This is a genomic window from Pseudomonas rosaeacicularis, from assembly GCF_057128745.1.
Genome location: NZ_JBSKHT010000007.1, coordinates 46,116 through 59,345 on the forward strand (window position 1 = coordinate 46,116; position 13,230 = coordinate 59,345).

Here is a 13,230-nt window from a genome sequence, read left to right on the forward strand (position 1 = left end):
GGGGGCAGGTTCAGACGCTATCTAGTTAGAGTGCAAAGTGCTTCAAAGCACATTTCGCGGCGCCGGACTGTGGGGTGTCCGGCAACGCCGAGGGATTGAATATCAGTGGGACGCAGCCATGGAGGACAGCTTTGAAGTACTTTTCCCGGAAAGGAACAACCGGCCGCGAAAAGCCCGACATCCAGGTGGGCGCCAATATCGACAAGGCTGTGCGCAAGGAACCGGCGCTGCCGCCGACCAATACAAATGAGGGAATCGAACCCGAATGTTCAGGCTGTCAAATCAATTGCAACGCAGGTCTCGTTTTAACCGGCCTCAATCTGCGAGCCACCCATTCACCCAGTGCTGAAGATTGTCACCGCGTAGCATGAAATCGCGCATCACCGCTTCATGAAGGGCATCACCTTGGCGGTAGCTGGCGTCTGGATCTGAAAGGTGATCACGGATGGCCCTGAGCCATTCCGAAGTACTGTTGGTGTGGATTTGCGTGCGTGGCAGATAACCCTTGTAGGCCGCGGTTTCGGTGCATATCACCGGATAACCGCATGCCCCGTATTCCAATAGCCGCAGATTGCTTTTGCAGTCGTTGAAAATGTGTTGTTCCAACGGCGCCACTGCCAGATCTAGGTTAAGGCTGGCGAGCTTTTTAGGGTAGACAGCCAAATCCACTACTGGATGAAATTCGTGGATGTACGGGCGAAGTAAATCGGGGCACATGCCAAAGAATACCCAGTCCACTTCGTCCGCCAGTTCACGTACCACCTCTGCAATAATTTCCAGATCCCCCGTATGGCTGGTTCCACCACCCCAGCCCACGCGGGGCTTTTTACTGGTGCGGCGCTGGCTTATGAGTCCATCCCAAGCTTGGGGCGTGAGCATGTTCGGCACGACGCGGATGTCGCTGTGCATTGACGACAAAGCATCGGCCAGAGGCTGCGTCGACACCACCACACGGTCACATAGGGAAATGCCGCGACGCACGTAACGCTCCATTTCCGCTCGATCCGGCATACCGCGAACGTGTTCGTTCTTCTTGGGCACCTGGATAACGTAGTCGTCGAGCTCAAAGATCCGTCGCGCCTTGGAATAGGTCTTCAAAGACACGATTTCTTCGACGCGCTCCTCGCTGTAACGCCCCTGCAACACGATGACGTCAGGCAACTGGCGCTCGATCTCGATAATGCTTGGCAGGCCGTAATTGATAACACCCACTGCCCTGCCCGCCGACTCCAGAGCCATCAGCGGTTCGGTCACTCGGTAGTAGCCGATTGCAGAGGCGTTGATCGGTAACGCCAGCACATTGGGCAGCTGCGCTTTGGAGAACGGCGTCCAGCCGCTGTTCAGCCCTGGCTCCAGATCAAAGCTGGTGCCCCCGAGGCTGGTCAGTGAAAGATTGGGGTTATAAGACGGATCACGCGCGACCAGGGGCAGCCAACGCAACAGAAAGCGCCGCTCTTCCTCGCCCCGCCGCGCCCGCCAAGCTGGATCCTGAACAACCGCGGGTTGCGAGCCCAGCGCTATCAGGGCATGCGGTGTCCACACCACCAGATAGCCGCGCTCTCGCAAACGAAGGCAAAGATCGACATACATCAGGTCACGATTAGCCTGAGATTTATCAAGACCACCGACTTCGTCGAAGATTGCCTTGCGCACCATCAGACATTCGCCACCCACTGCGCTGAGATCATGCACAGCCTGCAACCGTTGCATATAGCCGCTGGCGCGCATCGACTCACCGGCGAACGGCACGCCGACCGCGCCATGCAACCCCAGAATCAGACCAGCTTGAACGATCTGTCCGCCAGGGCCGAACAGCATTGGCCCCACCACCCCGACTTCGGGCCGCTGTGCCTGACCGATCAACTCCTCAAGCCAGTCCTTGTGAGTAATCACGGTGTAGGGACTGAGCAGCAACAAGTATTCGCCCCGGGCGTCTTGGGCCGCCGCGTTGTAAAGGCTGACGTGACTTTCCCTACCCGGCTGCCTAAGAACACGAATGCGCACATTGTCGAGTTGCCCCATGCCGTCCAGCCAGGCACGGGTTTCAGGATGTTCGCTTTGGTTATCCACGATCAGCAGTTCGTAACGGCTGTAACCCGTGTTGCCGAGCAAGCTCTCCACGCAACGTTGCAGTGCGGCGAGTTGATCCTTCACAATGACAATGATCGACACCAGCGGCTGATCGGAGTGCAGATAGCGAACACGATTGATGAGCGTCAATTTATCGCCATGGTCAATCCGATGGTCGATTGCGCATCGCTGCAAATGCGCGCGTACAACGTTGAGATTTTCCTCGACCACTCGCGGCAACGCCAACCATTGAGACAATGGCAGTTGCGACTCCACTGCTACCTCACTGAGATGGCCGACCACGACGTCGCCACCTTTTTCGACGAGGCGCCAAATAAGATCGTGAGGCGCTAGCATGCCGAAGCTACTGTCGAACCCCCCTGCCTGCATCAGGCCCTCGCGACTTATCGCCAGCGCACGCCCGATGTAGGGGTAGCAGCGCAGCAGGTCCAGATTGAAATCCGGCTTGAATACTGGTTCTGCCGATTCACCATCGCGCAGTGCGCCTTCATCACTGTACACACACTGCAGGCGATCGTTGACGGCCACGCGCTCCGCGAGCATCAGCAGCGCTGGTTTGACCAAACGATCGCCAGCGCGCAGAAGGTAAAACCATTGTGCGCCTTCAAGTTGAAAAAGCAGTTCATTGAGCTGGGCATGAATATCGTCTTGCAGCGGCAAGCTGAAGACCTGTCCATCCAGGCGCGCCTCCTGGCAATTGCACGACAGCACCAGCGTAAGTTCCGGCGCATACAGTTGAGCGTCGAGACTTTCGAGCGTGACACTAAGGCTAGACCTGCTCCCGGCTTCATCGATAATGACCGGTACAATTTTCGGTCGCGAAGACCAATGCGCCAGCGTATTGGGCAACTGCTCCTGCTGCACTTGAGTCAGGGTGCGGCAGGCCAGCCACTGTGCGTAAAGTTCAGCGAAGCTTTCGCTAGCTGTCCCAATCCGCCATTGCTGTGTCGACTGCTTGGTCCCCAGGCTTCGCGCCAGCGGCATCTCTTCCCAGACGCGTCTTTCGAGTTCTGTGCCAATCATTGGCTGATAACGCACCCAGCCTTTACCTATTGACGGATCGCCGCTGCGCGCCTTGAGCATCTGCACCAGCCAGTCTCGCTCTATACCCAAGACGTCGCGTACCGACTGCTGCCTCGTGAGGCGCTCCGGATGCAGCCGCTCCACACTTAGCACATTGTTAAGCACCATCACGTTGCCGCGTCGCATCAAACACACGTATAGCGCAAGGTCCAGCAATGCAGTGAAGCAGTGGCCGGGCTGAGTCAGTGCTGGTAAGAACTCCCCAACATCAGCGCGCCGAAGAAGCGAGCTGCTTAGACCACCCAGGAAGTTCAGCGGAAAGTTCTCGAAAATGGCCAGCAAGTCGTCGCCATTGAACACCGCACTGTCGGGTGCCAGCGCGCTGTTTTCAAGGCGTGCAGGCAGCTGCGTGTCGTCGGCATCCCAGAACAGCCGTTGGCTGATTACCAGATTGATATCGGCGTAGGCGGTCAATTGTTCTGCCTGCATCGAAACTGACTGAGAAAACAGCTGATCGTCGTCGCACAAGAACTTGATGTACTCACCTTGGGCGTGGCTCAGGCACTCGAGCAGGTTTCCTGCGAAGCCAAGGCGATGCGAGTTGCGCACATAACGCAACGACACTGGACTGACTTTGGCTAAAGCCTCAAAAACGGTCTGAATCTCATTGCCCGCAGAGTCGTCGCAGACGACGACTTCAATGTTGGAGTAAGTCTGCGCTAAGGCTCCTTGCAGCGCCCGCTGAAAAAAACGTGGATTGAAGGCCGGGATGACGATGCTGACGAGGGGAGATGAATTCACAGGACTGACTCACAAGCGGCACACACACCCAGAGGATGCAGGATCTGTGGAACCACTGACAATAACGGTTGGCGCGCAGGGCCGGCAGCGCTGGCCAACGCCAACCCTGCCACCTGACACGCAATTAGAGCTTGCTGAACAGGTTCAACGCAGACAGCTGGGTGAACACCAGCTGAGAGGCCTGGAGCATGGTTTTCTGCAAAGTCAGCCGAGCGATGGCATCGACCGGATCGGAAGCGGTGATGGTGCCCGCTTCAGTGGTGCCGTTGTCGATCAGCACCTGGTTTGTGGTGCCTTGGGAGATGGCTGTTGCAGTTCGCGCTCCGCCATCCCCGATAGCCGTGTTGATCACGTTTGACGCACTTTTCAGGTTGCCGATAGCCGAGGCCAACGATGCCTCAAGCTTCTGCTTGGCCACCGGATCGGCATCCGCTGGCGTATTGAGCGCCGTGATGACCGACGACAGGGTGTTGAGGATGTTCTGGCTCTGCTGAGTCGCCGAGTTAGCAGTGAACTGGTCACCCAAAGCTGGCGCGCCGCTGAGATTAAACGTCACGCCCGCCGCTGTTGCGGTATTGCCCGACACATTGCCGCTCGAAATCGGCTTACTGGTGGTCGCGTCATAGGGTGCGGCGTACATATCGAAAGCAGTGGCGCTGGTGAACTTGAGAATCGTGCCCCCTGACGGGAAGCTTTCGTTGAATTTGGTCTGGTCGGTTACAGATGAACTGGTGATGACAGTAGTCGACGTATTCCCAGGCATGCGTGCGGTACTGATCGAGCTAGGCGACACCGCAAGCTGAAAAGTATGGCCCGCGACAGCACTGTCGGCCTGGCCCGCATTGCCATACTGGGCATCCGTCAGGTTGACGTTCAAACCCAACTCCACCCCACGGAAGTTAATGGTCTGGTTGGCCGCATTGGTCGACGTGAACTTGCCGGCGCCCGAAGCTTCAGCCGTAACGTCGGCCCCGGAGGCATCGAGGATCTTGTATTGGGTGCTGCTCTGGAAAGTAATGGTGTATGGCTGGCCTCCGGTGAACTTGGCGTTGTAAGTCGCGTCGGAAGCCACGGTTCCGCCGGACAACGAGATGACGTTGTCATTGACCGCAGGCGAGGTCAGCGTCGCTGAGGTGCGCGTGGTGTTGATCGCTTTCTCGAATGCATCCCAGCCCGTGGTGTTGCTGGCCATGGAAATACCGTTGCCGATATCCAGCTGGTTCAGGCTCTGATCGCCCTGATAGCTGTAGCTGCCATCGGGGTTGATCGCGTAAGGCGGCGTGGTGGATTTCGAGCCCGAGAAGATGTAATTGCCGTCGGCGTCCTGGCTGTTCATCAGACCAAGAACTTGATCCTGCAGCTGCTTGAGCTCCTGCGCGTTGGCCTCACGGTCATCGTCAGTGAACGTGGCATTGCCAGCACCTAGCACCAACTCCTGAGCGCGCTGAATAGCCGAGGTGATGGCGGTCAGTGCGGTCTCGGTCTGGACGACGTTGGTGTTGATGTTCTCGATATTGGATTTGTACTGCAGCAGCATCGAGCCTTGCTGTTGAAGTTCCAGGACACGGGCTGCGCCGATGGGGTCATCACCGGCGGTGTTGAGTTTGACCTGACTGGACACTTCGTCGCCGGTCTTGACGACGTTGGCGTACGTGCGCTGGTAGTTGGACGCACTGGTTTCGTAAAACTGAGCAGTTGAAATACGCATGGATTACGACTCCTTAAAGACTGTTGATCAGCGTGCTGAAAATGGCTTGAGCGGCTTTGATGATCTGCGACGACGCCGTGTAGTACTGCTGATACTTGATCAGGTTGGCGGCCTCTTCGTCCAGGGACACGCCCGACACACCATCGCGAGCGGCCTTGGCCTGGGTCAGCACGGCGGTGGTGGCTGTGGTGTCGTTCTTGGCCTGGCTGGCCTGGGCGCCGACGGTCTGAATCAGGTTCTTGTTGGAGTCACTCAGGCTCATGCCGGTGCCGTTGGCAGCAGCGATGTCTACGGTTTGCTTGGTCTGCAGGGCCAGCGCGGCGTTGGCATTTCGGTTGTCCGAGGAGCCTGCGCCGGTCAGGTCGATGTTGTAGGTATCGGCCGAGGTTGGCGAACCGGACAGGGTCATGCCGAATTTGTAGGACTGCGCTGCGCCCGCGGAGTCGGTGTAGCCCACTTCAAAACTCAAATCGTTGCTCTGGCCCGGCACGATATTGCCGGTGATCGCGTTGCCCGACGCATCGTTGACGGCCTTGCCCGAGGCATCCACCAGCTTGTAGCTTTGCGAGCCATTGGTGACGTCGCCCATGACCAGTCTGACCGGCATCGAGCTGTCGAGCGCCGTGCGCAGATCAGCCGTGGCCGTCGTGTTGTAGATGTCCGAAGTCGTGGTCAGCGTCGGCTGGCCGAACTGGCCGGTGCCTTGGTTGGTGCCAATGCTGCCGGTCAGCGGCGAGGCGGCGGCGATGGTCTTGGTGTCGGTCATGACCGTGGTGATGCCAGACGCGCCGGTGCGGGTCGGCGATACCTTGAAACTGTCGCCAGCGGCCACCGCGTTGCCGTCCAGCTTCAAGGAAAACCCGTCGATCACCGGAGGGGGCGTTGTCCCCAGATCAAAGGCGCCCATGTCTTTGCCATCCGGCAAGCGCTTGACGCTGTAACCGGTGGCGCTGGTGAAGGTCACTTTGTAGTCGTTGGTGGTCAGGGCGCCGGTGTTGGCAATGGTCACATCCAGATTGCCGGAGCCTGCGCTGTTCCCGGCAGCACCAATGCTGCGTTGGCCGGTCAGGCTCGGATCATTGATGCTGTTGAACAGGTTGGCGCCAAAATCGCCGTTGCTGTCGATGCCCTGATTGAGCTGACTGTTGACCTGATCCGAGACCACCAGCGCCAGGCGTCCCAACTCGTTGACCGCAGGTTGCAACACTTCACTGCGATAACGCAGCAGGCCACCGATGGTGCCGCCGGTGACCACCGTAGAGATGTCTGAACTGCCCTGCGCCGAGTTGATCTTGAGCGCATATTGACTGGGGTCGCTGTCGCTTGGCGCGGCCGAGACACTATTGGCCGTATTACCGACAACCAGCGGCTGACCGGAACCGATCGAGACATCGTAGGCGCCGTTGGTTTCCACCACTTTGGCGCCGACCAGATCGTTGAGCTGGCGCACCGCTTCGTTACGCGCATCCAGCAACGAGTTCGGTTCACTGCCACCGCCACGGGCCGTGGTGATCTGGCCATTGAGGTTGGCAATCGTCGACGCCAGAGAGTTGACCTGGCCGGACAAAGACGTCAGTTGGCTATTGATGCTCGAGTTCTGACCCTGCATCTGCGCCGAGATGGAGTTGAATTGCGCTGACAGCGACTGCGCCGATTTCAGAAACGTCGTGCGCGCCGCCACTGAAGTCCCGTCTTTGCCGACCGCCTGCAAGCTGGTGAAAAAGTTGGTAAGCACAGTGCTGACACCGGTCGAGCTGTCCGACAGCATCGAGTCCAGTTTACTGGCCTGACCCAGATAGGCCGTCGCATCGGCACTGAGCGCGGTACTGGTCTGCAATTGGCTATCGAGGTAACTGTTGTAGACCCGGCGCACGTCGGACAGCGTCGTACCGGTGCCGACAAAGCCGACTCCGGTATTTTGCTGTGCACTGGCGACAGTCATCACCTGCTGGCGCGAATAACCCTGGGTATCAACGTTGGCGGTGTTGTTACCGATGGTGTTCATCGCCGCGCTGCTGGCGTACAGCCCTGAAAGCCCAATTGAAATCAGTGACATGGTTCAAGCCTTATAAAGTCGTGGAAGAGCCCGATACGGCTGCGTAGGTCTGGTCACTCTTCATCTGTTTCGCTATCTGTGAAATCTTGCTGGCGTAGTCCGGATCAGTGGCGTAGCCGGCCTTCTGCAGTTCTTTCACAAACTGTTCAGGGTTATCGGCCGATTTGAGCGTTGCTTGATAGCGGTTGTTGTTTTGCAGGAAGCTCACCAGGTCATGGAAGCTGCTGGCGTAAGAGTCGTAGGAACGGAAGTCCGCCGTTTCCTTGACCATCTGCCCGTCGCGAAACTCGCTGGTGATCGCCCGTGCTTCAGGGCCTTTCCAGCCGGCCTGCGCTTTGATGCCGAACAGGTTGTAGCTGCTGCTGCCATCTTGTTGACGCATGATCGATTTGCCCCAACCGGTTTCCAGCGCTGCTTGGGCGACCAGCACGCTTGGATCTACGCCGATACGTGCGGCGGCCTCCTTGGCCAGTGGCAGCATGGTCGCGACGAACTGGTCGTGGCTGGTGAAAGCGCTCTTGCCGGGCGCCAGTGGCGGTTGCGCCATGGTGCGCAGGTACGGATGGGCCGGGGCTGAATATTCCGGGCCCAACGTCCAGTCGCCGTTGCCTTGGCTGCCGGTGCTTTTTGAGGCGGCGACGGCATTGGAAATCGCGATACGGTTTTTCAGGGTCGTGGCGCTGGCGGCTGCATCCTGCGCCCCCGCAGCGGTGTTTGGCACGATGCCAGCCATGATCCGGTCGGCCAGTTTGCTCGGCAGCGCCAGGCGACGGGAGTTGAGTGCGGCAACGTCGTTGTGCGGCGTGACGCCCTCGGCCAACGTCGTTGCAGTTGCCGCCACAGAGCGTGTTGCCCACAACGGACGCTGGGCAACTTTCGTCGCCAGCCCGGTCTGCGCAACGGCACCGTCGGTTTTTGCTGCGGCAGCCTTGGTTGCCTCGTCGATGGCAGAGGCAGCGGGCACGACGCCGGTCTTGTTTTTAGACAGCTGACGCATCAGCACGTCCTGCAAGCCGATACCGCCGCCTTCGCGGGACATGCTGACCGACAACTGCTGGTCGTACATGTCCTGATACTGCCGCGTGGCTGCGGTGTTCATCGGGTTGTCTTTGGCCAGGACTTCGTTGGCCGAGCGCATGGCCTTGAGCATCTGGCTGACAAAAAGCGACTCGAATTCCTGAGCGACCTTTTTCAGGTTGGCATCGCTGTCGCGGTCGCCGGTCTTCAGAGCGGTCAGGCGATTGAGGTCGGTATACGCCCCCGAATCACCTGATGCCGCTGTACCGCCAGACACGCCGCTCGGAATGTTCATCAGCTGTCCTTAAATCACGATCAGGTCGGCTTGCAACGCGCCGGCCTGCTTCAAGGCTTCGAGAATCGCCATCAAGTCGCCCGGTGCCGCGCCGACCTGGTTAACCGCCCGCACGATCTCGTCCAGCGTGGTGCCTGGGCCGAACTTGAACATCGGGTGCAGCTCTTGCTGAGCGTTGACTTTCGAGCGCGGGACCACAGCGGTCTGGCCGTTGGAAAACGCCCCCGGCTGACTGACGATCGGGTCTTCGGTGATGGTCACGGTCAAGCTGCCGTGGGTCACGGCGGCAGGCGACACTTTGACGTTCTGGCCGATGACGATGGTGCCGGTTCGCGAGTTGATGATGACTTTGGCCGAGGTCTGGCCCGGATCGATTTCAAGGTTTTCCAGCACCGACAAATAGTCGACGCGCTGGTTAGGATCCAGTGGCGCAGTGACGCGCACAGACCCACCGTCCAGTGCCTGAGCGACGCCAGGGCCGAGCATGTCGTTGATCTTGTCGACCACGCGCTTGGCGGTCGTGAAGTCGGAGCGATTGAGGTTCAGCGTCAGCGAGTTGCCCTGATTGAAACCACTCGGCACCGTGCGTTCTACCGAAGCGCCGCCGGGAATGCGACCCGATGACGGCACGTTGACCGTGATCTTCGAGCCGTCGCGACCTTCCGCGTCAAAGCCACCGACCACCAGGTTGCCCTGAGCGACCGCGTAGACGTTGCCGTCGATACCCTTCATCGGCGTCATCAGCAACGCCCCGCCGCGCAGGCTCTTGGAGTTACCGATGGACGAAACGGTGATGTCGATCTGCTGACCGGGTTTGGAGAACGCTGGCAAATCGGCATACACCGCCACCGCCGCCACGTTCTTCAACTGCACGGTGCCGGAGCCGGCCGGCACCTTGATGCCGAACTGCGAAAGCATGTTGTTGAAGGTCTGCAGGGTGAACGGGGTCTGCGTGGTCTGGTCGCCGGTGCCGTTAAGCCCCACCACCAGACCGTAGCCGATCAATTGGTTGGTCCGCACGCCGGAGATGCTGGCGATGTCCTTCAGACGTTCGGCGTGAGCACCGAAGGCTGAGGTCATCAGCAAGGCTGCCGCTATCAGTTGCTTGAAATTGGTCATGGCCATCCCGCGATCAGAAAGGGAACAACGGGCTGAGGAAGAATCGGTCGAACCACCCTGGCTGGCTGGAATCGGCAAACGCGCCTGTACCGGAATAAGTAATGCGCGCGTCGGCCACGCGAGTGGACGAAACGGTGTTATCGGTCGCGATGTCATCGGCGCGAATCAGGCCCGCAATGCGCACCAATTCGTCACCGGTGTTGAGCGTCATCCACTTCTCGCCGCGCACCGACAAAATGCCATTGGGCAACACGTCGGCCACCGTCACGGTTACCGAACCGGTCAGGGTGTTGCTCTGCGCTGCAGTGCCGGAGCCCTTGGTCGCCCGGTCGCCGCTGTAGCCAGCGTCCAGGCTAAGGTTGCCGCCGCCCACCGGGTTGTTGGTGCTGAGACCGGCGCCGAACAGCGAGGTCAGACCGACGCTGGTTTTGCTGGTCTTGCTGATCCCGGAACTGGCGGCTTTGCTCGCGGCCATGCGTTCGGAAAGCGTGATGGTGATGATGTCGCCCACCCGATAAGCCTTGCGATCCCCGTACAGGTTCTGCTCGAAGCCTGCTTGATAGATGGAGCCGTTGTTGGCCGCCGAAGGCAACGGCGTGCGCGGCAACACCGGCGCGTAATAAGGGTCATTGGGCTTGGCCGTTGGCGCAACGCAGCCAGCCAATACCGACAGTCCGCAGACCGACGCTACCAACACACAAAGCCGCAGAACAGGAAGCCGTTTCATGACACTTAAAACCTCGCGGTGTAGCAGGCGCGAATCAGGCGCCCCATCAGTTTCGACAATTGGGTCAGGGTGCATCGAGTGTTACAGGTTCTGCGTGACGTACTGCAGCATCGAGTCGGCGGTCGAGATCACTTTGGAGTTCATCTCGTAGGCGCGCTGAGTGGTGATCATGTTCACCAGCTCTTCAACGGTGCTGACGTTGGAGTTTTCCAGGGTGTTCTGCTTGACCACGCCCAGACCGTTCAGGCCAGGCGTACCGACTTGCGGCGCGCCGCTGGAAGCGGTTTCCAGATACAGGTTGCCGCCTTGGGATTGCAGGCCGGCCGGGTTGATGAAGTCTGCGGTCTGTACGTTGCCGATCACTTGCGGCGTGGCCGCGTTGGTCGACGTGGTGATCGACACCGTGCCGTCTTCGCCGACGGTGAAGGTCTGGGAATCCTGCGGCACGACAATGGCGGGCTCCAGGGCGTAACCGTTGGAGGTCACGATCTGGCCGTTACTGTCCAGGTGGAAAGTACCGTCACGGGTGTACGCCAGGGTGCCGTCAGGCTGACGAATCTGGAAGAAACCACGACCGTTCACGGCCATGTCCAGCGGCTGGTTGGTGACTTGCAGGCTGCCGGCGGTGAAGTTTTTCTGCGTGCCGACGATGCGCACACCGGTACCCAGTTGCAGGCCGGTTGGCAGCTCGCTGTCCTGTGTGGACTGAGCACCTGGCTGACGCTTGATCTGATAGAGCAGGTCCTGAAATTCGGCCCGATCACTTTTGAAACCCGTGGTCGAAACGTTAGCCAGGTTGTTCGAAATGGTCGTCAGGTTGGTGTCCTGAGCGGCCAGGCCGGTTTTAGCCACATAAAGTGCCGGAAGCATTCTAAATCTCCTCGAGCGCCTGATTATCGGCGCAAGCTGTCAGTCATTAGCCCATTTGCAAGACGCGAGCCATCGACTCGTCATCTTGCTCAGCGGTCTTCATCATCTTGATGTGCAATTCGAATTGACGAGAAAGCGCCAGCACCGAAGTCATTTCCGCGACCGCGTTGACGTTGCTCGACTGCAGAAATCCGGACTCGACCTGCACATTCGCGTCCACCGTCGCAGCCTTGCCATCCTTGGTGTGCATCAGGCCGTCGGGGCCTTTTTCCATGTTCGCCATGTCGGGACGGACGAGCTTAATGCGGTCGATTTCGGCCATCACCTGTGGGCTTTCACCCAGGGATCGAACGCTGATCGTGCCGTCGGCGCCGATCTCGATCTGCTGCTGCGGCGGCACGGCAATCGGCCCGCTGTTGCCCATGACCGGCAATCCATTGCCATCACGCAATACGCCAAGCGCGTCAATGTTCATGCTGGACGTGCGGGTGTACGCTTCGCCACCGTCGGGAGTCTGCACCGCCATCCAGCCATCACCTTTAACGGCGACGTCCAGATCACGACCGGTGTCGATCATGGTGCCGGCGCTGAAGTCGGTGCCGGGGCGTTCGCTCATCGCATACGCGCGAGACGGCAGGACATCACCGAACACCGGCATGGAGCGCGCCTGTTCGAGGTCGCGCTGAAAGCCGTTGGTCGAGACGTTCGCCAGGTTGTTGGCGTGAGCCTTTTGCGCGATGGCGTTTTCAGATGCACCGCTCATGGCGACGTAAAGCAACTTGTCCACAGTCTTCCTCCTCCGACAGACGCTTGCCGCCTGTAGCTGTTCTAAACAGGACATAGCAATAATCGAACCAGTTTGTCAGGCGTGATACAAAGCCCTGATTTTCCAATGGTTCCGGGGGTGGCGACCTATGAGTTCGCGGCGGCAAGATCCAGCGCGACGGCAGACCGCCGCTTTGCTTCCGAATCGCCAGGCAGGACGCCAAAAAAACTGCACACGCGGAGCGATCCTTGCAGCAATCTCGACACACAGCCTTTAGAACGGAAAACCGACATGCCCTTGCGCCTCGCTCTCACCCTGCTTCTTTGCGCCTGTTCGGCATCGGCCATGGCCAGGCCCGCGCATTACTGGATCTGGCAAGGCAAGGACAACACCTTCTGCGCCCAAACCAGCCCCGGCAAAGGCTGGACCCGGATTGCAGGGCCGTTTGTGAAGTCTGATTGTTCGATGTAGGCAGATGATGACCATGACGACGGTCGATCTGTAGGAGCGAACTTGTTCGCGAGAGATCTACCTGACGCCATAGATGCGTCGCCCTTACCAACGCCTCGCGAATGAATTCGCTCCTACAGAGCAGTCACGAAACCATGCGAATCCGTTGTGTCAGGTTCACCGCATTCACAGGGTTTTCTGCCGCTTCGCGCCAGATCGCCTGCAAGCAAGGCTCCTACGCCTTCGGCAGAAGCAGATCGCGAAAACGATACAGGCCCTGTAGGAGCGAACTTGTTCGCGAGAGATC

Annotated in this window: 9 protein-coding genes; 1 reads left to right on the plus strand and 8 read right to left on the minus strand. The window is 59.1% G+C overall.

The features are described 5' to 3' along the window. Nucleotides 1-315: 315 nt before the first annotated feature. The 8 genes from ACWKWM_RS10570 to ACWKWM_RS10605 all read right to left on the minus strand — a co-directional run bounded on the left by ACWKWM_RS10570 (nucleotide 316) and on the right by ACWKWM_RS10605 (nucleotide 12,494). Nucleotides 316-3,915 carry a glycosyltransferase gene (locus tag ACWKWM_RS10570; protein ID WP_483846103.1) on the minus strand — a complete coding sequence of 1,200 codons (3,600 nt, stop codon included), beginning with the start codon at nucleotides 3,913-3,915 and terminating at the stop codon, nucleotides 316-318. A 124-nt stretch (nucleotides 3,916-4,039) separates the two neighbouring features. Further along, a complete protein-coding gene (locus ACWKWM_RS10575) occupies nucleotides 4,040-5,623 on the minus strand; it encodes a flagellar hook-associated protein 3 (RefSeq protein ID WP_483846104.1) in 1,584 nt (527 codons plus the stop codon). Between the two features lie 13 nt (nucleotides 5,624-5,636). Continuing rightward, on the minus strand, nucleotides 5,637-7,679 hold the full coding sequence (gene flgK, locus ACWKWM_RS10580; RefSeq protein ID WP_483846105.1) for a flagellar hook-associated protein FlgK: 2,043 nt from the start codon (nucleotides 7,677-7,679) through the stop codon (nucleotides 5,637-5,639). 10 nt (nucleotides 7,680-7,689) lie between these two features. Beyond that, nucleotides 7,690-8,991 (minus strand): flagellar assembly peptidoglycan hydrolase FlgJ, encoded by a 1,302-nt coding sequence (gene flgJ / locus ACWKWM_RS10585; protein WP_483846106.1) that lies wholly within the window; start codon nucleotides 8,989-8,991, stop codon nucleotides 7,690-7,692. A gap of 9 nt (nucleotides 8,992-9,000) precedes the next feature. Then, complete coding sequence (locus tag ACWKWM_RS10590; RefSeq protein ID WP_483846107.1) at nucleotides 9,001-10,110, minus strand: flagellar basal body P-ring protein FlgI; 1,110 nt, start codon at nucleotides 10,108-10,110, stop codon at nucleotides 9,001-9,003. A gap of 13 nt (nucleotides 10,111-10,123) precedes the next feature. Beyond that, a complete protein-coding gene (gene flgH, locus ACWKWM_RS10595) occupies nucleotides 10,124-10,837 on the minus strand; it encodes a flagellar basal body L-ring protein FlgH (protein WP_483846108.1) in 714 nt (237 codons plus the stop codon). An 81-nt stretch (nucleotides 10,838-10,918) separates the two neighbouring features. Further along, entirely contained in the window at nucleotides 10,919-11,707 is a 789-nt protein-coding gene (flgG, locus tag ACWKWM_RS10600; protein ID WP_483837404.1) for a flagellar basal-body rod protein FlgG, read from the minus strand. Nucleotides 11,708-11,753: 46 nt separating this feature from the next. After that, entirely contained in the window at nucleotides 11,754-12,494 is a 741-nt protein-coding gene (locus ACWKWM_RS10605; protein ID WP_483846109.1) for a flagellar basal body rod protein FlgF, read from the minus strand. 270 nt (nucleotides 12,495-12,764) lie between these two features. Between ACWKWM_RS10605 and ACWKWM_RS10610 the strand changes: the two genes are divergently transcribed. Further along, entirely contained in the window at nucleotides 12,765-12,944 is a 180-nt protein-coding gene (locus ACWKWM_RS10610; protein WP_483846110.1) for a hypothetical protein, read from the plus strand. The last annotated feature ends 286 nt before the right edge of the window (nucleotides 12,945-13,230 follow it).